General features: G+C 64.5%; 21 protein-coding genes. 12 read left to right on the forward strand and 9 right to left on the reverse strand.

Translation table 11 applies throughout. From position 1 onward, the window contains the following. The first annotated feature begins 95 nt into the window (after window positions 1-95). Window positions 96-578, forward strand: coding sequence for a (2Fe-2S)-binding protein (locus tag AC1RQP_RS06175; protein ID WP_239623066.1), 483 nt, complete (start codon window positions 96-98; stop codon window positions 576-578). After that, on the forward strand, window positions 578-4,099 hold the full coding sequence (locus AC1RQP_RS06180; RefSeq protein WP_492936259.1) for a molybdopterin cofactor-binding domain-containing protein: 3,522 nt from the start codon (window positions 578-580) through the stop codon (window positions 4,097-4,099). The genes AC1RQP_RS06175 and AC1RQP_RS06180 overlap by 1 nt, the downstream gene beginning before the upstream one ends. Window positions 4,100-4,305: 206 nt before the next feature. Here the strand turns inward: AC1RQP_RS06180 and AC1RQP_RS06185 are convergent, their stop codons facing one another. Further along, window positions 4,306-5,271: a catechol 2,3-dioxygenase gene (locus tag AC1RQP_RS06185; protein WP_239623064.1), complete on the reverse strand. Its 966-nt coding sequence runs from the start codon at window positions 5,269-5,271 to the stop codon at window positions 4,306-4,308. Between the two features lie 435 nt (window positions 5,272-5,706). Between AC1RQP_RS06185 and AC1RQP_RS06190 the strand changes: the two genes are divergently transcribed. The 3 genes from AC1RQP_RS06190 to AC1RQP_RS06200 all read left to right on the forward strand — a co-directional run bounded on the left by AC1RQP_RS06190 (window position 5,707) and on the right by AC1RQP_RS06200 (window position 8,684). After that, window positions 5,707-7,446 (forward strand): ATP-binding protein, encoded by a 1,740-nt coding sequence (locus tag AC1RQP_RS06190; protein ID WP_370113871.1) that lies wholly within the window; start codon window positions 5,707-5,709, stop codon window positions 7,444-7,446. 145 nt (window positions 7,447-7,591) lie between these two features. After that, a complete protein-coding gene (locus AC1RQP_RS06195) occupies window positions 7,592-8,170 on the forward strand; it encodes a peroxidase-related enzyme (protein ID WP_492936393.1) in 579 nt (192 codons plus the stop codon). Window positions 8,171-8,180: 10 nt separating this feature from the next. Then, a complete protein-coding gene (locus AC1RQP_RS06200) occupies window positions 8,181-8,684 on the forward strand; it encodes an MgtC/SapB family protein (protein ID WP_239623061.1) in 504 nt (167 codons plus the stop codon). Window positions 8,685-8,791: 107 nt separating this feature from the next. Here the strand turns inward: AC1RQP_RS06200 and AC1RQP_RS06205 are convergent, their stop codons facing one another. The 3 genes from AC1RQP_RS06205 to AC1RQP_RS06215 form a co-directional block, all read right to left on the reverse strand. Continuing rightward, on the reverse strand, window positions 8,792-8,959 hold the full coding sequence (locus tag AC1RQP_RS06205) for a hypothetical protein (RefSeq protein WP_239623060.1): 168 nt from the start codon (window positions 8,957-8,959) through the stop codon (window positions 8,792-8,794). Between the two features lie 149 nt (window positions 8,960-9,108). Further along, window positions 9,109-9,252 (reverse strand): hypothetical protein, encoded by a 144-nt coding sequence (locus AC1RQP_RS06210; protein ID WP_239623059.1) that lies wholly within the window; start codon window positions 9,250-9,252, stop codon window positions 9,109-9,111. Window positions 9,253-9,391: 139 nt separating this feature from the next. Then, the gene (locus AC1RQP_RS06215) at window positions 9,392-10,015 is read right to left on the reverse strand and encodes a ParB-like protein (protein ID WP_492936260.1); all 624 of its coding nucleotides are present in this window, start codon (window positions 10,013-10,015) and stop codon (window positions 9,392-9,394) included. A 318-nt stretch (window positions 10,016-10,333) separates the two neighbouring features. Here AC1RQP_RS06215 and AC1RQP_RS06220 point away from each other — a divergent pair, with 318 nt between their 5' ends. From AC1RQP_RS06220 to AC1RQP_RS06250, 7 genes are all read left to right on the forward strand, one after another. After that, complete coding sequence (locus AC1RQP_RS06220) at window positions 10,334-10,675, forward strand: hypothetical protein (RefSeq protein WP_492936261.1); 342 nt, start codon at window positions 10,334-10,336, stop codon at window positions 10,673-10,675. Window positions 10,676-10,910: 235 nt separating this feature from the next. Further along, window positions 10,911-11,198 (forward strand): acyl carrier protein, encoded by a 288-nt coding sequence (locus AC1RQP_RS06225; RefSeq protein ID WP_007592476.1) that lies wholly within the window; start codon window positions 10,911-10,913, stop codon window positions 11,196-11,198. Between the two features lie 10 nt (window positions 11,199-11,208). Next, entirely contained in the window at window positions 11,209-11,679 is a 471-nt protein-coding gene (locus AC1RQP_RS06230; RefSeq protein ID WP_035673180.1) for a 3-hydroxyacyl-ACP dehydratase FabZ family protein, read from the forward strand. Further along, on the forward strand, window positions 11,676-12,881 hold the full coding sequence (locus AC1RQP_RS06235; RefSeq protein WP_239623057.1) for a beta-ketoacyl-ACP synthase: 1,206 nt from the start codon (window positions 11,676-11,678) through the stop codon (window positions 12,879-12,881). Before AC1RQP_RS06230 ends, AC1RQP_RS06235 begins: the two co-directional genes overlap by 4 nt. A 21-nt stretch (window positions 12,882-12,902) precedes the next feature. Continuing rightward, window positions 12,903-14,180 carry a beta-ketoacyl-ACP synthase gene (locus AC1RQP_RS06240; RefSeq protein ID WP_061877691.1) on the forward strand — a complete coding sequence of 426 codons (1,278 nt, stop codon included), beginning with the start codon at window positions 12,903-12,905 and terminating at the stop codon, window positions 14,178-14,180. Between the two features lie 8 nt (window positions 14,181-14,188). Next, on the forward strand, window positions 14,189-15,121 hold the full coding sequence (locus tag AC1RQP_RS06245; RefSeq protein WP_239623056.1) for a lipid A biosynthesis lauroyl acyltransferase: 933 nt from the start codon (window positions 14,189-14,191) through the stop codon (window positions 15,119-15,121). Between the two features lie 404 nt (window positions 15,122-15,525). Further along, complete coding sequence (locus AC1RQP_RS06250; protein WP_492936262.1) at window positions 15,526-15,969, forward strand: toll/interleukin-1 receptor domain-containing protein; 444 nt, start codon at window positions 15,526-15,528, stop codon at window positions 15,967-15,969. Here the strand turns inward: AC1RQP_RS06250 and AC1RQP_RS06255 are convergent. The 5 genes from AC1RQP_RS06255 to AC1RQP_RS06275 form a co-directional block, all read right to left on the reverse strand. Continuing rightward, the gene (locus AC1RQP_RS06255) at window positions 15,932-17,044 is read right to left on the reverse strand and encodes a polyamine ABC transporter substrate-binding protein (protein WP_492936263.1); all 1,113 of its coding nucleotides are present in this window, start codon (window positions 17,042-17,044) and stop codon (window positions 15,932-15,934) included. The genes AC1RQP_RS06250 and AC1RQP_RS06255 overlap by 38 nt on opposite strands. 7 nt (window positions 17,045-17,051) lie before the next feature. Next, the gene (locus AC1RQP_RS06260; protein WP_492936264.1) at window positions 17,052-18,245 is read right to left on the reverse strand and encodes an aminotransferase; all 1,194 of its coding nucleotides are present in this window, start codon (window positions 18,243-18,245) and stop codon (window positions 17,052-17,054) included. Window positions 18,246-18,253: 8 nt separating this feature from the next. Beyond that, window positions 18,254-18,580, reverse strand: a complete 327-nt coding sequence (locus AC1RQP_RS06265) for a rhodanese-like domain-containing protein (protein ID WP_492936265.1) — start codon at window positions 18,578-18,580, stop codon at window positions 18,254-18,256. Window positions 18,581-18,736: 156 nt separating this feature from the next. Further along, window positions 18,737-20,665 (reverse strand): potassium transporter Kup, encoded by a 1,929-nt coding sequence (locus tag AC1RQP_RS06270; protein ID WP_492936266.1) that lies wholly within the window; start codon window positions 20,663-20,665, stop codon window positions 18,737-18,739. A 140-nt stretch (window positions 20,666-20,805) separates the two neighbouring features. Next, window positions 20,806-22,707, reverse strand: a complete 1,902-nt coding sequence (locus tag AC1RQP_RS06275; protein ID WP_061877698.1) for a potassium transporter Kup — start codon at window positions 22,705-22,707, stop codon at window positions 20,806-20,808. Between the last annotated feature and the right edge of the window lie 37 nt (window positions 22,708-22,744).

Here is a 22,744-nt window from a genome sequence, read left to right on the forward strand (position 1 = left end):
AGGCAGCCACGCTGCAGTGCGGGATGCACCGCTTGCACGTTTGTGTACAAACGGTATCGTTCGCCACGTAGAGTTACGCGCGCTTGGGAACGAGGATGACGCAGACACCGATCCGCCTCACCGTGAACGGCAGGATCCACGAAGTCACGGCAGAGCGCCTGACGCCGCTGCTCTATGTGCTGCGCAACGATCTTGCGCTCAACGGCCCGAAATATGGTTGCGGCCTCGGCGAATGCGGCACCTGCACTGTCCTGATCGACGGAGTCGCGGCGCGCTCCTGCGTCATTCCGGTGAGCGGCTGCGCCGGCCGCGACATCGTGACGCTCGAAGGGCTTGGCACCCGCGACAAGCCTGATGTGGTGCAACAGGCCTTCATCGACGAGCAGGCCGCACAATGCGGCTATTGCCTCAACGGCATGATCATGACCACCAAGGCGCTGCTCGCGGTCAATCCGCGGCCCACCGAACAGGAGGCGCTGGCGGCGCTGCGCTACAATCTCTGCCGCTGCGGCACCCATGTCGAGATCCTGCGCGCGGTGATGCGCGCATCCGGCCAGCTCACCGAGGCCGCGGACTGATGGCCTCCCCTGTTTCGAACGGAGATGAGCGGCCGTCGGGTTCGCTCGTCGTCGCCCGCACCGTGGACGAGGTCACATCCGAGACCTTCGTCCGCATCACCGCGGACGGGGCGGTCACGGCCTATAACGGCCATGTCGATCTCGGTACCGGCATCCGCACCGCCCTTGGCCAGATCGTCGCCGAAGAGCTCGACGTCTCCTTTGCGCGCGTCGTGGTCGTGCTCGGCGACACGTCGGTGGTGCCGAACCAGGGCGCGACGATCGCCAGCGAAACCATCCAGATCACCGCCGTGCCCCTGCGCAAGGCCGCGGCGCAGGCGAGGCACTTCCTGATTGAACGCGCGGCCGAGCAGCTGGAGCTGCCGGCCTCCGAGTTGCGGATCGAGGACGGCCTCGTGCGCGGGCGCGACAATCGCAGCGTCAGCTATGGCGAGCTGATCGGCCGCGAAGAGCTCCGGCTCGAGCTTGCCGACGATGTCGCAGTCAAACCTGTCGGCGACTACGCGATCGTCGGCCAGTCGACGCCGCGCGTGGATCTGCCCGCCAAGGCCACGGGCGAGCTGACCTTCGTGCACGACATCCGCTTGCCGGACATGCTGCACGGCCGCGTGGTGCGGCCGCCCTATGCCGGCGTCGATGCCGGACCGTTCGTCGGCACCAGCCTGCTCGCGGTCGATGAATCCTCGGTGCGCGACATTCCCGGCCTCATCGCCGTGGTGCGCATCGGCGACTTCGTCGGCATCGTCGCCGAACGCGAGGAGAATGCGATCCGCGCGGCAGAGCGGCTCGAGGTGAGCTGGAAGCCGACGCCAACCCTCACCGACCTTGCCGACGTCGAAACCGCGTTGCGCGCCAATCCATCGACACCGCGCACGCTGATCGACAAGGGCGACGTCGACAAGGCGATATCGGGCGCTGCCAGGCCGATGCAGCGCAGTTATCTCTGGCCGTATCAGATGCACGCCTCGATCGGCCCGTCCTGTGCCGTCGCCGATTATAGCGACGGCAATATCCGCGTCTGGTCGGGCACGCAGAACCCTCACGTGCTGCGCGGCGATCTCGCGCTCCTGATCGAACGTCCCGAGAGCGAAATCGAGGTAATCCGGCTCGAAGCCGCAGGCTGCTACGGCCGCAACTGTGCCGACGACGTCACCGCCGACGCGCTGCTGCTGTCACGCGCGGTCGGCCGGCCCGTGCGCGTGCAATTGACACGCGAGCAGGAGCACGCCTGGGAGCCCAAAGGTACCGCGCAGCTCATCGACGTCAACGGCGGGCTCGATGCCGACGGCGGCATTGCCGGTTACGATCTCGCCACGCGCTATCCCTCGAACGCCGCGCCAACTCTGGCGCTGCTGCTGACCGGCCGCATCTCGCCCGAGCCCGCCGTGCTTCAGATGGGCGACCGCACCGCGATCCCGCCCTACGACTACGACCACATGCGTGTCGTCGCCCACGACATGCCGCCGATCGTGCGCGCCTCCTGGTTCCGCGGCGTCTCGGCACTGCCGAACACCTTTGCGCACGAATCCTACATCGACGAGGCCGCGACCGAGGCCGGCGTCGATCCAATCGAATATCGGCTGCGCTATCTCAAGGACCAGCGCGCCGTCGACCTGGTCAACGCAGTGGCCGAGCGTGCGGGTTGGACGCCGCGGCCAGTCCGCGAGGAGAAAGACGGCGAAGTCGTGCACGGGCGCGGCTTTGCCTACGCGCTTTATGTCCACAGCAAGTTTCCCGGCTATGGCGCGGCGTGGTCGGCCTGGGTCGCCGACGTCGCGGTGAACAGGACGACCGGCGATGTCAGCGTCACGCGCGTCGTCGCGGGACAGGACTCCGGCCTGATGATCAATCCGGACGGCGTGCGCCACCAGATCCATGGCAACGTCATCCAGTCCACCAGCCGCGCGCTGATGGAGGAGGTTTCGTTCGAGCGCGGCGCGGTGGCGGCACGCGAATGGGGCGCCTATCCGATCATTCCCTTCCCCGACGTGCCCAAGATCGACGTGCTGATGCTGCCGCGTCAGGATCAGCCGCCGCTCGGCGTCGGCGAATCCGCCTCGGTGCCGAGCGCGGCGGCAATCGCCAACGCGATCTTCGATGCTACCGGCGTGCGTTTTCGCGAGCCGCCGTTCACGCCCGAGCGCATCCTGAAAGGGCTGCACGGCGATGCACCGGCGACACCACAGGCCCTGCCCGCTCCTGCGGCGCCCAAACCGTCTCGCATCTGGGAAAATCCCTTCGCCAAACGCGCCGGCATTGTCGCAACGATCGCGGCCGTCTGCACCGCCGCGGTCGGAATTGGCGCTGCGTTATTGCCGGGGCGCGCCATCGCGCCAATCGCGCCACCGGATGCATCGGTCTACTCCGCGGCAACGATTGCGCGCGGAGAGCTGCTCGCTGCGCTCGGCAATTGCGCGGAGTGCCACACCTCGACCGGCGGTGCGCTCAACGCCGGCGGTCGCGCGCTTCAGACGCCGTTCGGCACGATCTACGCGACCAACATCACGCCCGACGTCGAGACCGGCATCGGCGCCTGGTCCTATCCGGCCTTCGAGCGCGCCATGCGCGACGGGTTGCATCGCGACGGGCGGCAGCTCTACCCCGCCTTCCCCTACACGCATTTTGCGAAGACCAGCGACGCCGACTTGCAGGCGCTCTACGCCTACCTGATGGCCCAACCCGCGGTGCGCGCGACACCGCCGGCGAATGCGCTCGCATTTCCGTTCAATCTTCGCCCGCTGCTCGCGGGTTGGAACGCGCTGTTCCACCAGACGCGCGAGTTCAAGCCCGATCCCGCCAAGTCCGAGCTTTGGAATCGCGGCGCCTACCTGGTCGAGAGCCTCGGCCATTGCAGCGCCTGCCATTCGCCACGCAACGCGCTCGGCGCCGAGCAGCGCGAAGCCTATCTTGCCGGCGGCTTTGCCGAGGGCTGGGAGGCGCCGGCGCTAACCTCACTCTCGCAGGCACCGATCCCGTGGAGCGAGGATGAGCTTTTCGCCTATTTGCGCACCGGCCATTCGCGCTATCACGGCGTCGCGGCCGGCCCGATGGCGCCGATCGTCCGGGACCTCAAGGCCCTGCCCGACCAGGACATCCGTGCGATGGCGGTCTATCTCAACTCGTTCAACGACGCTGCCGCCGATGCGCCTACTCTCGCAGCGAGGCTCGAGAGCGCAACGCAGGTCACCGTCGCCTCCTCCACCGGCGCGCGGTTGTACCTGGGCGCCTGTGCCGTGTGCCACGAGGTCGGCGGCCTGCCGCTGTTCGGCACCCGCCCCTCGCTCGCGCTGAACAGCAACCTGCACAGCGGAACGGCGGACAATCTCGTGCAGGTGATCCTGCATGGCATTACTGACCCCGCCTCCAGCGACCTCGGCTACATGCCCGCATTCAACGCCAGCATGAGCGACGCGCAGATCGAGGAGCTCGTCACGTTCCTGCGCAGGCAGTTCGCGCCGGACAAGCCGGCATGGACCGGCGTCCGCGAAACGATCGCGCGGGTGCGTGGGTCGACGCACTGAGGTAAGACGAAGGAAGGCGTATAGCTCGCCTGCGGCCATCCTTCGAGACGCCCGCCTACGGCGGGCCCTCAGGATGAGGACGGAATGCTTGGCAGCAGTTCAATAAGGCAAAGCTGCCGCTTAGCCTCATCCTGAGGAGACCGCGAAGCGGTCGTCTCGAAGGACGAGGCGCTTGCCCAGACCTCGCCCAGCTCACCCGCTTTAACTCACCCGTGCTTCATCTCCACCGGCGGCGTGCCATGGGTGTGGAACGACTCGATCGTCTTCAGGCCCCAGGCCTGGCCCTTCTTGCGCTCCTCCTCGGTCCACACGATCGGCTTCCAATCGGGCGCGAGGATCAGGCGCGCGCCAGCATTGGCGACTTCGACGCGGTTGCCGCCGGGCTCGTAGACATAGAGGAAGAAAGTCTGCTGGATCGCGTGCTTGTGCGGGCCGGTCTCGATATGGACGCCGTTCTCCAGGAAGATGTCGGCAGCGCGCAGAATCTCCTCGCGGCTGTCGAGCGCATAGGTGACGTGGTGGAAGCGGCCGGGCACGCCGGAATGATCGAGCGAATAGGCGAAGTCGTAGCTCTTGTTCGACATCGTCAGCCACATCGCCGCTTCCCGGCCGTCATTGAGCACGATCTGCTCGGTGAGACGGCAGCCGAGATAGGTCTCGAAGAACTCGCGGTTGGCCTTGATGTCGACGGCGAGGCAGTTGAGATGGTCGAGACGGCGGACATTGACGCCGCGGGCCGGAAAGCGCTGCGCCTGGTTCTTCAGCGCGGGCCTGAGCTCCGGCGGCGCCTGATACCATTCGGTCTCGTAATAGAGCTCGACGATGTGGCCATCGGGATCGCGGCAGCGGAAGGTCGGCCCCTGCCCCATGTCGCCGTCGATCCAGCCGATGTCGAAGCCGGATCCTTTCAGCGCGGCAACGCGTCGCTCCAGCGCCTGCTGGCTGCGCGCGCGCAACGCCATGTGGCCCATGCCCGAGCTCTTCGACGCCGTGAGCTTGAGCGAATAGCGCTCGTAGTCGTCCCAGCCGCGCAAGTAGACCGACTCGCCCCGTCGTCCGCTGACGGTCATGCCCATGACATCGACGAAGAATTTCAGGCTCTCGTCAGGCTTCGGCGTCAGCAGCTCCATGTGGCCGAGATGGGCGAGATCGAGGATTGGTTCAGGCTGCATGATTTCCTCCCAGGGACGTCGCTACGGTCCGCCTCACCGGACGGCGCGATTGAACGCGGGGCTCAACGACGCGCGCCCCGCACGGCGCCGATGGCAGCGATTTCATTTGTACTAATGTACAAATGATTAGGTCCCGTCAACAAATCAAGCCGCCATGCCCCCTGTAATGGCAACCGGCAGGGGCCGGCGGGTCTTCCAAACCGGCGGTCGCCCGCCTGAATGGTAAAGTCTTCCTTAAGTCCGGCCCGACGCATCGGCCCGGAAAAGCAGCAATTTCCCGGCGATTCCGCCCACAAGTATGCATCAGGGCCAAACCTGTTGACCGAATTACCGCTGATTTAACGGAGCGGGCGCGCCCGGCGTTTAACCCTTTGTCCAGCGACGGCCGCGCATAGTCCGGAGCAAATCCCTTAGCTCTTGCCGGGTTCATTCATCGTGACATCCTTTGGACGCGTGATTTCGGTTCGCGGATCGCTCGCCCGGGTCGGGCTATTGGCGGCAAGCCAGATGCCGATCTCGGAGGTTCGGGCGACCGTCGGCCGTTTCGTCAGCATTCGCTGCGCCAGCTCGGTCATCGTTGCGATGATCACCGAGGTCTCCTGCGAGAATCTGTCGAGCTCGGACGGCTACATCGCCATCGCCTCGGTCGACCTGCTCGGCGAGATCCTCAACGCCGCGGACAAGGCCAAATTCCAGCGCGGCGTCACCAACTATCCGACCATCGGCGATGCCGTCGACCTGATCACCAGCCAGGAGCTGCGCACGATCTACGCGCCGACCGGATCGGATCAGATCAATGTGGGCTTCCTCCAGCAGGACCGCTCCGTCGTCGCCTATGTCGATGTCGAGGAAATGCTGTCCAAGCATTTTGCGGTGCTGGGCTCGACCGGCGTCGGCAAATCGACCGGCGTCTCGCTCCTGCTCAACGAGATCCTGAAGGCCCGGCCGAACCTGCGCATCTTCCTGCTCGACGTGCACAACGAATATGGCCGCTGCTTCGGCGACCGCGCGCTGGTGCTCAACCCGCGGAACCTGAAGCTGCCATTCTGGCTGTTCAACTTCGAGGAAATCGTCGACGTGCTGTTCGGCGGCCGCGCCGGCGTACCCGAGGAGCTCGACATCCTCGCCGAGGTGATCCCGCTCGCCAAGGGCGTCTACACCCAGTACCAGAACGCCGACCGCATCGGCCTCAAGCGCATCGATCCCAAGCAGATCGGCTACACGGTCGACACGCCGGTGCCCTATCGCCTGGTCGACCTGTTGTCGCTGATCGACGAGCGCATGGGCAAGCTCGAAAACCGCTCATCGCGCATCATCTATCACAAGCTGATCTCGCGCATCGAGGCCGTGCGCAACGACCCGCGCTACGCCTTCATGTTCGACAACGCCAATGTCGGCGGCGACACCATGGCCGAGGTGATCAGCCATCTGTTCCGCCTGCCGGCCAACGGCAAGCCGATGACGGTGATGCAGCTCGCCGGCTTCCCGGCCGAAGTCATCGATTCCGTCGTCTCGGTGCTGTGCCGCATGGCCTTCGACTTCGGCCTGTGGAGCGACGGCGTCTCGCCGTTGCTGTTCGTCTGCGAGGAAGCGCATCGCTATGCCTCTGCCGACCGCAACGTCGGCTTCGGGCCGACCCGCAAGGCGGTGTCGCGCATCGCCAAGGAGGGTCGCAAATACGGCGTCTATCTCGGCCTCATCACCCAGCGCCCCGCAGAGCTCGACGCTACCATCATCTCCCAGTGCAACACGCTGTTCACGATGCGTCTTGCCAACGACCGCGACCAGGCGCTGCTGCGCGCCGCAGTGTCGGACGCGGCCGCGAACCTGCTCTCCTTCGTGCCGTCGCTCGGCACGCGTGAAGTGCTGGCCTTCGGCGAAGGCGTCGCCCTGCCGACGCGCCTGCGCTTCAAGGAGGTGCCTCCGCACCAATTGCCGCGCGGCGAGGCCACCATCAGCAGCGTGCCGTCCGTCACCTCCGGCCACGACATGCATTTCGTCAGCGCCGTGCTCGAGCGCTGGCGCGGCGCCACCTCGCAGCGCGACGTGCCCAACGACCCCGTGTTCTCGGCCCCGCCGGCGAAGATGATGTCCAGCGTCGATGCCCCGATGCTGCAACCATCGATGGGACTCGATCCGGACCGCTTCTCGCTGTTGAAGAAGCCGCTGCGCTAAGCTTCACTCCGTCCGCATCGTCTTTGCGACGGAAGATCAGGCGTCATTCATGGCTGGCGCTTCCGTCGCGGCCAACTCGGCCCGCCAGATTGAGCCCGCCACCCGCATCGACTATGGTTACCGGCCCCAAGCCGGAACCATGCCCATGACAAGAGCCGTGCAACGCTTCCCCGCACCCGCCCTCGATACGCTGCCCGACGACATCCGCACGCGGCTTCTCGCCGTGCAGGAGAAGAGCGGCTTCGTGCCGAACGTGTTCTTGACGCTGGCCTATCGTCCCGACGAGTTCCGCGCCTTCTTCGCCTATCACGACGCGCTGATGGAGAAGGACGGCGGCCTCACCAAGGCCGAGCGCGAGATGATCGTGGTGGCGACTTCGGCGGCGAACCAGTGCCAATATTGCGTGATCGCCCACGGTGCGATCCTGCGCATCCGCGCCAAGAACCCGCTGATTGCCGATCAGGTCGCGGTGAACTACCGTAAGGCCGACATCAGCCCGCGGCAGAAGGCGATGCTCGACTTCGCGATGAAGGTCTCGACTGACGCGCAGCGGATTTCCGAGGACGATTTCGCCGCGCTCCAACCGCACGGCTTCAGCGACGACGACATCTGGGACATCGCCGCGATCGCCGCCTTCTTCGCATTGTCGAACCGGCTGGCGAATTTCACCGGCATGCGCCCGAACGAGGAGTTCTACCTGATGGGACGACTACCGAAGACGTGACGGGCAAGACATGACCGAGCTGGACTGGCCCGAAATCCTGCTTCGCCTCGGCGCGGCGACCCTCGCCGGCGGCGCGATCGGCCTCAACCGCGACCTGCACGGCAAGCCGATCGGGCTGAAGACGCTCGGCATCGTCGGGCTCTCCACCGCAACCGTCGTGCTGCTCGCAGTCCAGTTCACCGAGCCCGGCAAGATGACCGATGCGACGAGCCGTGTGATCCAGGGCATCCTGACCGGCATCGGCTTTCTCGGTGCCGGAGTCATCGTCCACGAGAGCGACCGCTTTCGCGTGCGGGGCCTGACCAGCGCGGCCTGCACCTTTCTCGCCGCCTGTCTCGGCATTGCCTGCGGCGCCGGACAATGGAAGGTCGTCCTGCTCGCGCTGGCTGTCGCCTTCGTGCTGCTCACGATCGGCCGCCGCATCGAGCGCTGGCTGCATCGCGCGCTCGGCGGCAAAGAGGATCCGCACCGGCCGGAGACCACGCCGCCTGCGGGTCCCCGCAATAGCGGCTAGTGATCATACGCCGCGCAATCGCCTCGGAGGCGAGCGCGTGCAAGGCTCCATCGGATCGAAGGGTTCTGGCGAGCACTGCATCTGCCTCAACCCGATCGCCTTGCCGCTCACGTCTTCCGTCGCAGGCTCCAGAGACTTCCAGCGCCCAGAATGGCGGTTACGAGCAGAATCGCAACGAAGGTCTGGATGATCGTGAAATTCAGGGCATCGCGCGCAACGAACAGCGCGGTGACCGCGCCGGCGATGATGAAGAGGATGCGAAAGATGATGCTCATGGCCATGTCTCCAGTCAGCATGACCTTGAGCCCACCTCGCCCTCGACATCGGGACGCAACGCTGCTTCGGCAATCATGCAGGCGGACCATAGCCGCCGGCGGCCGCCGCAAATTTGCGGAAGATCAAGCATGTCCGGGCCGCCAAGCCGCTAGCGTTTTGTCATCAGCTCGAGCGCCGGGGCGAAACGATCGGCAAATGTCAATGTCTTGGCGTGGTGAACTGCGGCAAACGATGCCGAAATCCCTGCTGAGGCGACGGCGAGCAAGGCAATGGCAAAAACCAGACGGCGCATTCCGGCCTCCTGTGTAAGCTCGATACCCCAAAGAGATGGGGTGGCCCTGTTTCAGGACCGCTTCATGGAGACGGGGAAGTGATTTCGCTCAAGCGACCGTGATGTGGTGCGGTTACTGGTGCCGCTGGGCGCCACGGCCCTAATCATCGTCCGCCGGACCGCACCAGCCGGGCAGATAGATGGCATTCTTGCTTCTGGCCGCGGCCATCGCCTTCTCGATCGCCCTGTCGAAATCGGACTCCACCACCTTGCGCGAGACCTGTCGGCGCAGGAAATCGGCCCACAGAAATTCGGAGAACGGCGTGGTGTCTTTGGCGAAGCCGCCCATGCGGCGCAATTCGCCGGCAAGGCTGCGAAACGGATCGTCCTTGAGGTCGGCGACCGATTTCGGCAGGTCGCGGAACGATCGCCGCTCGCCCTTGGCGTCGTAGGGATAGGCCCAGCGCTTGTTGTCCATGACGCCCCAGAAGGCCTTGCGCTCGACCATCCTGAGGTCGCCGACGATGGTCACCAACACCTCCTTGACGCCTTCATCATGCAGCGCGCGGCCGAGATGATGATGATCGATCACGTAGTAGCGCGAATCGGGGCCGTAGACGACGGGGATCATGTGCTTGCCGAGCAGATCAGCCTGCTTCTTCTCGTCGTGCTCGCGCCAGCGCTTGCGCTTCTCCCTGACCTCGCGCATGCCGACCGTCATCTGCGTCGGCCGGAGCGACAGGATCGGGACAGGATGCACTCGCGGCTCACGCGTATTGGTCATGATCGACAGGTCCTCAGATGGTCCGGCTTCCCGCGACTATGCCATGGGCCCCGCGGCGAAAAAATGCGTTCGGAAAGGACGCCGAGATCACAAGTCGGTACTGACGGGACGAAGGGACGAACTCCGTGGCCGTTGTGATCCCTGTCGTTGCGGCGCAACCCGCTCCACCGCCGCGACGGCCGGTTCCCGGAGAGCCCCACACCGGCCCATGCACAAATAGTGCAAATGCACAAATGCACGCGAGCATTGAGAAGATTTTCTGCAACGCGCGCGTCACGTATGCTATCTAAATCGCTGCTTCGGAGTGATCCCCGCCCCATGAACAACCAGCGGCCCATAAGCTCGGATGACGAGCACCGGGTGCTCCAGTTCAGGCCGCGCTCCTCGCCTCCCACGGCGGCCCAGCGCGGCAATGGCACCGTACAACCGTTGCGCGTCGCTCCCGAACGGCTGGACCTGTCGCGCTACGAGCGGCCCCGCCACGAACCCGACAATTTCCGCCAGCGCATGCTTGCCAACATCGCGGCGCTGGCCTTCACCATCGCGCTGACCGCGATCGGGATCTGGCTCGCGGTCAGCATCGCCGACCTGCGCCGGACCCAGGATTGCGTGCTGATGGGTCGCCGCGACTGCGTCAAGATCACGACGCCGCATATTTAGGGACCGGCCCGCCGCTGGCCGCCCGGCGGAAGGGTCCCGGTGGGCATCCCCAGGCCTGTCCCTTTGCGATCCCCTTGGCCTGCCCGGCTCCATTGAACTCAGGGCGGCGCTCCGATATACGGGCTTTCGACCCGGCCAGAGGGGGGTTTGAGGGCGTCATTCGGGGCGCGATGCCCACCCACCGTGCCACTCTGGACAATCTGACAAATACCCGCAATATATCAAAGGCTTAGTGATGTCCTCCACATTCGATCAGGTCGCCACGATCATCGCTGAAACCTGCGACATCCCGCGCGACACGATCACGCCCGATAGCCACGCCATCGATGACCTCGGCATCGACAGCCTCGATTTTCTGGACATCGCGTTCGCGATCGACAAGCAGTTCGGCATCAAGCTGCCGCTGGAGAAGTGGACTCAGGAGGTCAACGACGGCAAGGCGACCACCGAGCAGTATTTCGTGCTGAAGAACCTGTGCGCCCGCATCGACGAACTGGTTGCGGCCAAGGGCGCGAGCGCCTAAGGGCGCAGTCATGCAACTCGAATACTTCCACATGATCGACCGCATCGTCGACCTCAAGGTCGACGAGAAGACGATCGTCGTCGAAGCGCAGGTCCCGAAGGAAAGCACCATCTTCGAGGGGCACTTCCCGGGCTATCCCTTGATGCCCGGCGTGCTGCTGATCGAATCGATGGCGCAGGCCTCGGGCTGGCTTCAACTCGGCGTGTTCAAGTTCGAGCGTATGCCGATCCTGGCCGCCGTGAAGGAGGCCAAGGTCCGCGGCTCGGTCTTCCCCGGCGATCTCATGAGCATCGAGGCGCGCCTCACCCATGAAGGCTCCGGCTATGCGATGACCGAAGCCAAGATCAGAGTCGGCGGCAAGCTGCGCGCCAATTCGGCGCTCACCTTCACGCTGATCCCCTTCCCCAATGCGGATATGCGCTCGCACATGGACGCGATCGCCAAGCGCGTCGGATTTCCGCAACAGGCCGTATCGACATGATTGACACTCCCGCTTCGAAGCCTGGCCAGACCGAGGTCTGGATCACCGGCATTGGGCTCGCCACCTCGCTCGGCGAGGGTCTGGACGCCCACTGGGCCGCGCTTCAGGAGAAGCGCATCAATGTCGACGAGAAGGGCTTTGCGCCCTACATCGTGCATCCGCTGATGCCCGTTGCCTTCGACAGCCAGATCCCGAAGAAGGGCGATCAGCGCCAGATGGAAGCCTGGCAGCGCATCGGCACCTATGCCGCGGGTCTTGCGCTCGATTCCGCCGGCATCAAGGGCAACAAGGACATCCTGTCCAAGATCGACATGGTCGTCGCCGCCGGCGGCGGAGAGCGCGATCTCAACGTCGACAGCGGCGTGCTGACGGCCGAGGCCAAGGGCGCCAACGCACCCGGCTTCCTCAACGAGCGCTTGATGAGCGATCTCAGGCCGACGCTGTTTTTGGCCCAGCTCTCCAACCTGCTCGCCGGCAACATCGCCATCGTGCACGGCCTGGGTGGCACTTCGCGCACCTTCATGGGCGAAGAGGTCGCCGGCGCCGATGCCGCCCGCATTGCGCTTGCGCGCATCGCCTCGGGCGAGAGCGATATCGCGCTGATCGGCGGCTCGCACAATGGCGAGCGCAAGGACCTGTTGGTCCTCTACGAATTCGGCGACTTCAACCTCAAGAACAAGTTCGCTCCCGTGTGGGCGCGCAAGGACCACGCCGGCTTCGCGCTCGGCTCCGCCGGCGCCTTCCTGGTGCTGGAATCGAAGACGCATGCGCAAGCGCGCGGCGCAAAGCCGTTCGCCAAATTGTCGAGCGTCGTCGCGGACCTCGCCAAACGCAAGCGGCCCGGCGACATGGCCGCGACGCTGGAGAAGCTATGGGCCAAGCTGCCGAAGCGCGAGGGCAAGGGCGCCATCATCACCGGAGCGACCGGTGCGGAGCCCGCGACCTCGGAAGAGCGCGGCTTCCTGAAGAGCCATGCCGACTTTCCGGTGCGCTCGACCGGCACGGTGTTCGGCCACGCCATGGAGACGCAATTCCCGCTCGGAATTGCGCTCGCTGCACTGTCGATCTCGCGTGGTGCGCTGTTCCCGCCGAACGATTCGACCGGCACCGAGATTGAAATGCAGGGGGCGCCCACCCAGATTGTGGTGGTGGGAGCTGGACACTGGCGCGGCGAAGGCATGGCGCTGGTTGAAGCAGTTTAGTTAGCTCAAGCGGGGATCGACATGACTGCAGCACGCGACAAATTCGGGCGCCCCGTCGTCGTCGTCACCGGCATGGGCATCTTGACGTCGCTCGGTGCCGGCAAGGCCGACAATTGGGCGAAGCTCGTCGCCGGCGAATCCGGCATCCGCACCATCACGCGTTTTCCGATCGACGGCCTGAAGACCACGATGGCGGGCACGGTCGATTTCGTCAGCGTCGATCCGTTCTCCTCCACCGCCCTGTCCGAACGGATGGCCGAGATCGCGACGCAGGAAGCGCTGGAGCAGGCCGGCATCGGCGCCAAGGCCGATTTCCCCGGTCCCCTTTTTCTTGCCGTTGCGCCGGTCGAGGTGGAATGGCCGCAGCGTCGCGAACTGGGTCGCGCCGTCGGCCAGCTCGACATCAACTATGACGATTTGCTGCGCATTTCCGGCGGCGGCAAGTACAGCGCCTACCATCATCGCTTCATGTTCGGCTCGGTTGCCGCGTCTCTCGCCGAGACGTTCGGCACCAAGGGTTCGCCGATCTCGCTGTCCACGGCCTGCGCCTCGGGTGCGACCTCGATCCAGCTCGGCGTCGAGGCGATCCGCCGCGGCGAGACCGATGCCGCACTGTGCGTCGCGACCGACGGCACCGTGAACCCGGAAGCGCTGGTGCGATTCTCGCTGCTGTCGGCGCTGTCGACCCAAAACGATCCGCCGCAGGCGGCCTCCCGTCCCTTCTCCAAGAATCGCGATGGTTTTGTGATGGCCGAAGGCGCCGGCGCGCTGGTGCTCGAAAGCTACGAGGCGGCGACTGCACGCGGCGCGAAGATCCTCGGCGTGATTGCCGGCTGCGGCGAGCTCACCGATTCCTTCCATCGCACCCGCTCCTCGCCCGACGGCAAGCCGATCATCGGCTGCATGAACAAGACGCTGGCCGATGCCGGCATGACGCCGGACCAGATCGACCACATCAACGCGCACGGCACCTCGACACCCGAAAACGACAAGATGGAGTTCAACACGACATCGGCCGTGTTCGGCGAGCTCGCGCAGAAGATTCCGGTCACCTCCAACAAGTCGATGGTCGGCCACACCATCTCGGCCGCCGGCGGGGTGGAGGCGATCTTCTCGCTGCTGACGCTCGAGCATCAGCGCATTCCGCCGACCATCAACTACGACATTCCTGATCCCGCGATCCTGTTCAACGTCGTCGGCAACAAGGCGCGCGACGCCCGCGTGACCGCGGTGATGTCGAATTCGTTCGGCTTCGGCGGTCAGAACGCCTCGCTGATCCTGACCCGCGAACCGGTCTGACCGGACGCATGTCGCTGCTTCCTGCGAGCATGAAGGCCCGCGCGCGGGAGGCTGCCAAATCACTCGGCGGAAGCCTGATCGGCGCAGCGACGGTCGCGATGCTGCGCACCACGCGCTATTTCGATCCGGTCAAGACCTCGGACTTTTTCGCGCGCGCCGTGAAGCTGATCGGCCCGCGCCTGCGCGAGCACCGCATCGGCCGCGCCAATCTCACCGCCGCCTTTCCGGAGAAATCGCCGGAAGAGATCGAACGGATCCTGATGGGGGTCTGGGAAAATCTCGGCCGCGTCGGCGCCGAGTTCGCCCACATGGACCACGTCTGGGACTACGATCGCGACCATCCGGAGAAGAGCCGGATCGAGATTCCCCAACGCAGCATCGAGCTGTTCGACCGGATCCGCGACGACGGCAAGCCGGCGCTGATCTTCGCGGCGCATCTGGCCAATTGGGAATTGCCGGCGCTCGCCGGCGTCGCTCATGGACTGGATACCGCGATCCTCTATCGCCGCCCGAACATCGCCTCGGCCGACCGCATCATCCAGGAGATGCGGCAGGTCAATATGGGCACGCTGATCCCGGCGGGCCGCGACGCGCCGCTGCGGCTGGCGCAGGCGCTCAAGGACGGCAAGCACGTCGCGATGCTGATCGACCAGTATCTCACCGGCGGCGTTGAGGTCACCTTCTTCGGCCGCAAGACCCGCGCCAACCCCATGCTGGCGCGGCTCTTGCGCCAGATCGAATGCCCGATCCACGGCGTCCGCATCATCCGCCTGCCCGGCGGCCGCTTCCGCGGCGAGCTGACCGAAGAGATCAAGCCGGTGCGCGATGCCGACGGCAGGATCGACATCCAGGGCACCACGCAGGCGATCACCAGCGTCGTGGAAAGCTGGGTGCGCGAGCATCCGGAGCAGTGGCTCTGGCTGCACCGAAGGTGGCGGTAGTTTCGTCAACATCTAAGACGATTGCGCGGCTCTATTGGCCGGCAACTCGGTCCCAGCCGCTCTCGGTCGAAACTCTTTCCGGTCAGCCTCCACGCCATCAGCAAGACGCACCCAGGGTAGAGCCAGATAATATTACACCTGCCGTATTGATACTTTGGCGCTTCAGTGATTAGCTGTCGATTTAACGGCGCAGTCCATTCAACCTCACTAACTGTGGGGCGGTCCATTTTACGCTCAAGAAGCTCGCTTCCACAGCCTCGCCGGATCTAATAACTAAGGTAAGGACCCGGCAAATCAACGAACGCGCATACGCCGAGCCGAACAACTGCCCCCCTATGAGAGCTTCATTGCTTCGCTGCGATTAAAAAGATCATCTGCCATCAAAAATTTCAAATGGAGGGATAATGGAGGGGCATAATCCATTTCCAAGGGCATTTCTGTCTCACTTATCGAAGGACAAAGTCTTCGTACGACAGGTATTCCTAGAGCTTGGCACTGCGTATTGCGAAATGGACGAATTTACGTTCGAGCCGGGACTCTTCAATCGTGAGGTAATAGTCAGAGCACTTGAACGATCAAATGTATTCGTCCTTTTTGCATCGAACGCGGCCCTAACCTCAGACTGGGTCGCCCTCGAAATCCGCGCGGCTATCGAACTCTTTAGCGTTCGACGGCGCATTTTCCGCATTCTAGTCTACTGCATGGACGATAGAGCATTTGGCCTCCTGAACGATCAATTAAAGCAGTTTAACGTTGTCAGAGTAATCAAGACGCCGCGAATTTGCGCTCGCCAAATCCGCGACCAATCAATCACCGCCCCGTCTTCACTTTGGTCCAGAGCCGGTTGATGATCCGCTGCGTCGCCGGCTCGCGCGCGGTGATGACGAACAGCTTTGCGAGCGTCGCCTCGTCCGGATAGATGTTCTTGTCACCCAGGATCTTCGGATCGACCAGCTTCTGGCTCGCAAGGTTGCCGTTGGCGTAGGACAGGAAGTCCGAGTTCTTTGCGGCGACATCAGGGCGATAGAGATAATTGATCAGTGCGTAGGCTTCGGCGACGTTCTTGGCGTCGGCGGGGATCGCGAGATTGTCGAAGAACATCTGCGCGCCCTCCTTCGGGATCGCGTAGCCGATCTCGATGCCGGCCTTCGCTTCGGCGGCGCGGGCACGGGCCTGCATGATGTCGCCGGACCAGCCGACCACGAAGCAGATCTCGCCGGTCGCGAGTGCGCTTAAGTATTCGGACGAATGAAACTTGCGCACGGAGGGGCGGACCTTTGCGACGACGTCCGCGGCCTTCTCGAGGTCGGCCTGCTTGGTCGAGTTCGGATCGAGCCCGAGATAGTTGAGCGCCGCCGGAAAGATGTCGTCGGCGGAGTCGAGCATATGCACGCCGCAATCTCTAAACTTGGCCAGGTTCTCCGGCTTGAAGACGATGTCCCAGCTGTCGATCCTGGCGTCAGGCCCGAGGATCTGCTTCACCTTGGCGACGTTGTAGCCGATGCCCGTGGTGCCCCACATGTAGTTGGCGGCGTAGACGTTGCCGGGATCGTAGGTGGCGAGGCGCTGGGTCACCACCGGCCAGGCATTGGCGAGGTTCGGCAGCTTCGCCTTGTCGAGCTTCTGGAAGATGTTGGCCTTGATCTGGCGCTGCAGGAAATAGGCGGTGGGGACCACGACGTCATAGCCGGACTTGCCGGCCATCAGGCGCGTCTCCAGCGTCTCGTTGGCATCGAACGTGTCGTAGACCACCTTGATGCCGGTCTCCCTGGTGAAGGCTTCAAGGACATCCGGCGCCATGTAGTTGGACCAGTTGTAGAAGTTGACGACCCGCTCCTCGGCCCTTGCGGGAGGCGAAAGCAACGTCAGCGCCGCAGCGATAGCAAGACCGAGGCGAACCCCGAAGCGGCTGACGCTCGTCATCTCGATTCTACCTCTTGCGCCCGCGCACCGCGTCCGACAGCCGCTCCAGCGCGGTGTCGAGCGTCTCGTCCTTCTTGGCGAAGCAGAAGCGCACCACCGAGGTTACCGGGTCCTGCTCATAGAAGGCCGAGACCGGGATCGCCGCCACCTTGTAGTCCTTCACGATGCGCCAGCAGAACTCGGTGTCGCTCTCGTTCAGCCCGAGCGGCGACAGGTCCACGGTGAGGAAGTAGGTGCCTTGCGACTTCAGCACGGGGAACCCGAGGCTCTCCAGCCCCCTGGTCAGGCGGTCCCTGCTCCGGGCCAGGTCCTTGCGCATCGACAGGAAGTAGTCGTCGGACTTGCCGAGGCCGTAGGCGACGGCGGCCTGCAGGTTCGGCGCGGTGGTGAAGGTCAGGAACTGGTGCACCTTGGCGGCGACGCGCAGCAAGGGCGGTGCCGCGCAGACGAAGCCGATCTTCCAGCCGGTCAGCGAGAAGATCTTGCCGGCCGAGCCGACCTTGATGGTGCGCTCGCGCATGCCGGGAATGGTGATGAGCGGGACGTGCTTGTGCTCGTCGAAGGTGACGTGCTCCCAGACCTCGTCGCAGATCGCGATGACGTCGAACTCCTGGCAATAGCGCGCCAGCAGCTCGAGGTCCTCGCGCGGATAGACCACCGCGGACGGGTTCAAGGGATTGTTGAACAGTACCGCCTTGGTCTTTGAATTGAAGACGCTTTTCAGCATGTCCTCATTCAGCCGCCAGTGCGGCGGCTCGAGACGGACCAGGCGCGGAATGCCGCCCGCCTGGCGGATGATGGGCAAATAGGAATCATAGACCGGCTGGAAGCAGACCACCTCGTCGCCGGGCTGGACCACCGCGAGGATCGCCGAGGTCAGCGCCTCGGTGCCGCCGGAGGTGACCATCACTTCGCTCATCGGATCGAGCGCGAGGCCGTGCCAGTGGCCATAATGGGTCGCGATTGCCTGGCGCAGCTCCGGCAGGCCCATCATCGACGGGTACTGGTTGTAGCCGTTCAGCGAGGCCTCGGCCGCGGCGCGGCGGATGTCCTCGGGGCCGGGATCGTCGGGAAAGCCCTGCCCGAGATTGATGGCATTGTTGTCGCGGGCCGCCTGCGACATCGCCTCGAAGATGGTGACGGGAAGGTCGGCAAAGACCTTGTTCAGGGACGAGCTCTTGTTCCGGGAAGAATTAGACATCGGGCCGATCAGCCACCGACCTTGCTGGGGAGCCCCGCCGCCTTCCAGCCCAGCATGCCGCCGGCCAGATGCTTGTTGTAGGGAAGGCCCGCCGCCTGCGCCGCCAGCGAGGCCGTCACGGAGCGTTTTCCCGAACGGCAGGCGAACACGACCTCCTTGCCGGCGGGATCGGGAATCGCCCTGGGATCGAAGGTCGAGAGCGGCACCACGACGCCGTAGGGATAGGCCTCGGCCTCAACCTCGTTCGGCTCGCGAACGTCGACGAGCAGATAGCGTCCTTCCGCGACACCCTTGGAAACCTCGTCCGGGGTCAGATCCTGTACTTGATTCGCCACATCATCCTCCAACGTCGCAGGCGCATGCCGGGGCGACCCGGCCGGCGGCAACCTCGCCTCTCGGGAGGCGAAAATCAAGCGCTACAAAGGCTTGAGCCGTGCGGCGCAAGTTAAAGCTAAATCGCGGCAGCTTGAAGTGCGCTGCGAATCCCCGCCCTAGATGGTCACCTGCGTGCCGACCTCGACCACGCGGCCGGACGGGATCTGGAAATAGTCGGTGGCGTCGTTGGCGGAGCGGCTGAGCGAGATGAACAGCCGGTCCTGCCACCGCGGCATGCCGGAATGGACGGCAGGCTTCAGCGCCCGGCGCGACAGGAAGAACGAGGTCGACATGATGTCGAACTGCCAGCCCAGCTTGCGGGCGATCGCCAGCGCCTTCGGCACGTTGGGCGATTCCATGAAGCCGAACTTCAGCGTCACCTTGGAGAAGGTCGGTGAAATCTGCTCCAGCCTGACCCGCTCGGACGGATCGATGCGCGGGGTCTGCGCGGTCTCGATGGTGAGAATGACGTTCTTCTCATGCAGCACCTTGTAGTGCTTGAGACTATGCATCAGCGCGGTCGGCGCGCTGATTGGGTCCGAGGTCAGGAATACCGCGGTTCCCGGCACCCGCTGGGGCGGCCGCTTCTCCAGCATGGCGACGAGGTCGGCGAGCGGGAACTCGAGCTTGCGCGACTTCTCGAACAAGAGCCGGCTGCCACGCCGCCACGTGTACATCAGGATGATCATGAGCGCGCCGAGCGCCAGCGGCACCCAGCCGCCCTCGAACACCTTGAGCAGGTTGGCGGAGAGGAAGGTCAGGTCGAGGAACAGGAATGGCGCAATGAGAGCGGCGGCGGCGAATGGCGACCACCGCCAGACCTTCCAGATCACGACAAAGCCCATCATGGCCGTGACCACCATGGTGCCGGTAACCGAGATGCCGTAGGCCGAGGCCAAGGCACTGGAGGAGCGGAACATGAGCACCAGCAGCACCACCGCGACCAGCAGCAACTGGTTGATGCGCGGGATGAAGATCTGGCCGGAATGGGCTTCCGACGTATGGCGAATTTCAAAGCGCGGCAGCAGACCGAGCTGGATCGCCTGCCGCGTCAGCGAATAGGCGCCGGTGATGACCGCCTGGCTTGCGATGACGGTGGCGGCAGTGGCGAGCACGACCATGCTGCCCCGGATAAGACCTTGCGGGAAGAGCTGGAAGAACGGACTCACGATCGCGCCGGGGTCGCTTAGGACCAGCGCTCCCTGCCCCAGATAGTTCAGCGCCAGCGAGGGCAGCACGATAGAGAACCAGGCGAACTGGATCGGCCGCTTGCCGAAATGGCCGAGGTCGGCGTAGAGCGCCTCGGCGCCGGTGACGGCCAGGAACACCGCGCCCAGCGTCACGAAGCCGATCAGGCCGTGGTGGAGCATGAAGGACACGGCATAGAGCGGGTTCAGCGCAAGCAGCACCTGTGGCTGCATGATGATCGGATGGATCGCGGCGATCGCCAATACGGCGAACCAGACGCACATGATCGGACCGAAGAAGGCGGCAACGCGCGCCGTGCCGCGCGACTGCACCGCGAACAGACAGACCAGGATCACGACAGTCAGCGGGACAATGTATGGCTCGAACTTGAGGGTGACGTCCTTCATGCCTTCGATCGCCGACAGCACCGAGAGCGCCGGCGTGATCACGGCATCGCCGTAGAACAGGGCACCGGAAATGATGCCGAGCAGGACGATGGCGGACCCGCCGGTGCCCACCGCGCGCTGGGCCAGCGCCATCAGCGCCAGCGTGCCGCCCTCGCCGTTGTTGTCGGCGCGGAGCAGGATCACGACATATTTGAGTGTCACCACGATGATGAGCGCCCACAGGATCAGGGAGAGTACGCCGAGCACGGCCGCAGCCGTCGGCAGGCCGTCGTGCCCGGAAGCTGCCGTCACCGCCTCGCGGAACGCGTAGAGCGGGCTGGTGCCGATATCGCCATAGACGACGCCGATGCTGCCGAGCGTCAGCGCACCGAAACCGGCGGTGGTGTGGGCCTCACCATGCCCATTGACCGCCGCCGTTTCCGGGGCGGTAATCGCTGCGTCGTTTGTCATGGGAGAGCCCAGTGGCCTCTAAAAATGCTTCACTGCACAACGGCGGAGGAGCGCGCGGCTTATAGTCCTGCGCTGTCGGCATAGCCTAGCCCGTTTCCGGACCCTAGACATGCAAATATGCATGTCTCGCGTAATTGCGGTTAGATGGTGACTTGGGTTCCGACTTCAACCACCCGCCCGGTGGGAATCTGGAAATAGTCGGTGGCGTCATTGGCGGAACGGCTGAGCGCGATGAACAAATGGTCCTGCCACAGCGGCATGCCCGACTGCGCCGAGGCCTTCAGCGATCTTCGCGACACGAAGAACGACGTCGACATGATGTCGAACTGCCAGCCCTGTTTGCGCGCGATGGCGAGCGCCTTCGGCACGTTCGGCTGCTCCATATAGCCGAAGCGCAGACGGACCTTGGAGAACTTGTCGCTGATCTTCTCCATCCTGAACCGCTCCGACAGATCGACCCGCGGCGTATGCGCGGTCTCGATGGTCAGGATCACGTTGTGCTCGTGCAGCACCTTGTTGTGCTTGAGATTGTGCAGCAGCGCGGTCGGTACGAAGGCGGGATCGCTGGTGAGGAACACCGCCGTACCCTTGACGATATGCGGCGGCCGCTTCTCCAGGCTCCGGATCAGATCGTCCAGCGGCACCTCGATCCGTCGCGTCTTCTGGATCAGAATTGCGGAGCCCTTGCGCCAGGTCCAGATCGTCCCCGCCATGACGACGCCGAACAGCAGCGGCACCCAGGCGCCTTCGAGCAACTTGAGCAGGTTGGCGCTGAAGAAGCTCAAATCGACGATGACGAAGGGGACGATCACGGCTGCGGCCGTCGCCGCGCGCCAGTTCCACAACTTCCAGATCACGACAAAGCCCATGATGCCGTCGGCGACCATGGTGGTGGAGACCGCAATGCCGTAGGCCGAGGCCAGATTGCTGGGGGTATGGAACAGCAGCACCAGCAGCATCACACCGATCAGCAGCAGGCGGTTCACGCGCGGCAGATAGATCTGGCCCGCGTGGGATTCGGAGGTGTAACGCACCTCGAAACGCGGCAGGAGCCCGAGTTGCACGGCCTGGTAGACCAGCGAATAGGCGCCGGTGATCACCGCCTGGCTCGCGATCACGGTTGCGGCAGTCGCAAGTCCGACCAGCGGCAGCACCAGGCTCTCGGGCACCATGCGGTAAAAGGAGTGTTCGATCGCGCTGGGATCGGACAGCACCAGTGCACCCTGCCCGAAATAGTTGATCAGGAGCGCGGGCAGCACGAAGAACATCCAGGCCGACTGGATCGGCTTGCGGCCGAAATGGCCGAGATCGGCATAAAGCGCCTCGCCGCCCGTCACCGCCAGGAACACGGCGCCGAGCGTCACGAGGCCGATCACGCCGTGCGACAGCACGAACTGCACCGCGTAATAGGGATTGATTGCCGCCAGCACGGAAGGGTCGTCAGCGATGTGGACGGCCCCCATCACGGCGATGACGGTGAACCAGACCACCATCACCGGCCCGAAGGCCGAGGCGACCAGTGCGGTTCCCTTGCTCTGGACAGCGAACAGCAGCACCAGAATGAGGACAGTGAGCGGCACGACGTAGTGCTCGAGCGCGGGCGTCGCGAGCTTGAGGCCCTGGACCGCCGAGAGGACCGAGATCGCCGGCGTGATCATGGAATCGCCGATGAACATGGAGGCGCCGACCACACCGAGCGCGAGCAGGACCCAGCTTCGCCGCCCGAGCGCGCGCTGGCCGAGGGCCATCAGCGACAGCGTGCCGCCCTCCCCGTTGTTGTCGGCGCGCAGCAGCAGCAGGACGTATTTGGCGGTGACGACGATCAGCAGCGCCCACAGGATCAGCGAGAGCACGCCCAGCACGATGACCCGCGAGACCGGTTCGCCGTGGGCCGCGCCCTTGACGGCCTCGTGGAATGCGTAAAGCGGCGAGGTGCCGATATCCCCGAAGACGACGCCGATGCTCCCGAGCGTAAGGGCCCAAAAGCCTGATGTGACCGGCTGCCCATCCTGGGTCTCGGTCGATGTGATGCTCGCCGTCATGGGGGTGAGAAACGCTTCGTCCCTGAATTTGATCCGG

It is taken from the genome of Bradyrhizobium sp. GW821-FHT13H06 (genome assembly GCF_058803975.1).

Bases quoted from the DNA above. Each gene is read 5' to 3' on its own strand.
- AC1RQP_RS06275 (WP_061877698.1), bottom strand. From the start codon at position 22,707: ATGACGGCGAGCATCACATCGACCGAGACCCAGGATGGGCAGCCGGTC.
- AC1RQP_RS06185 (WP_239623064.1), bottom strand. From the start codon at position 5,271: ATGCAGCCTGAACCAATCCTCGATCTCGCCCATCTCGGCCACATGGAG.
- AC1RQP_RS06245 (WP_239623056.1), top strand. From the start codon at position 14,189: ATGTCGCTGCTTCCTGCGAGCATGAAGGCCCGCGCGCGGGAGGCTGCC.
- AC1RQP_RS06235 (WP_239623057.1), top strand. From the start codon at position 11,676: ATGATTGACACTCCCGCTTCGAAGCCTGGCCAGACCGAGGTCTGGATC.
- AC1RQP_RS06250 (WP_492936262.1), top strand. From the start codon at position 15,526: ATGGAGGGGCATAATCCATTTCCAAGGGCATTTCTGTCTCACTTATCG.
- AC1RQP_RS06240 (WP_061877691.1), top strand. From the start codon at position 12,903: ATGACTGCAGCACGCGACAAATTCGGGCGCCCCGTCGTCGTCGTCACC.
- AC1RQP_RS06180 (WP_492936259.1), top strand. From the start codon at position 578: ATGGCCTCCCCTGTTTCGAACGGAGATGAGCGGCCGTCGGGTTCGCTC.
- AC1RQP_RS06230 (WP_035673180.1), top strand. From the start codon at position 11,209: ATGCAACTCGAATACTTCCACATGATCGACCGCATCGTCGACCTCAAG.
- AC1RQP_RS06210 (WP_239623059.1), bottom strand. From the start codon at position 9,252: ATGCGCCGTCTGGTTTTTGCCATTGCCTTGCTCGCCGTCGCCTCAGCA.
- AC1RQP_RS06260 (WP_492936264.1), bottom strand. From the start codon at position 18,245: ATGTCTAATTCTTCCCGGAACAAGAGCTCGTCCCTGAACAAGGTCTTT.
- AC1RQP_RS06200 (WP_239623061.1), top strand. From the start codon at position 8,181: ATGACCGAGCTGGACTGGCCCGAAATCCTGCTTCGCCTCGGCGCGGCG.
- AC1RQP_RS06225 (WP_007592476.1), top strand. From the start codon at position 10,911: ATGTCCTCCACATTCGATCAGGTCGCCACGATCATCGCTGAAACCTGC.
- AC1RQP_RS06205 (WP_239623060.1), bottom strand. From the start codon at position 8,959: ATGAGCATCATCTTTCGCATCCTCTTCATCATCGCCGGCGCGGTCACC.
- AC1RQP_RS06255 (WP_492936263.1), bottom strand. From the start codon at position 17,044: ATGACGAGCGTCAGCCGCTTCGGGGTTCGCCTCGGTCTTGCTATCGCT.
- AC1RQP_RS06175 (WP_239623066.1), top strand. From the start codon at position 96: ATGACGCAGACACCGATCCGCCTCACCGTGAACGGCAGGATCCACGAA.
- AC1RQP_RS06195 (WP_492936393.1), top strand. From the start codon at position 7,592: ATGACAAGAGCCGTGCAACGCTTCCCCGCACCCGCCCTCGATACGCTG.
- AC1RQP_RS06270 (WP_492936266.1), bottom strand. From the start codon at position 20,665: ATGACAAACGACGCAGCGATTACCGCCCCGGAAACGGCGGCGGTCAAT.
- AC1RQP_RS06220 (WP_492936261.1), top strand. From the start codon at position 10,334: ATGAACAACCAGCGGCCCATAAGCTCGGATGACGAGCACCGGGTGCTC.
- AC1RQP_RS06215 (WP_492936260.1), bottom strand. From the start codon at position 10,015: ATGACCAATACGCGTGAGCCGCGAGTGCATCCTGTCCCGATCCTGTCG.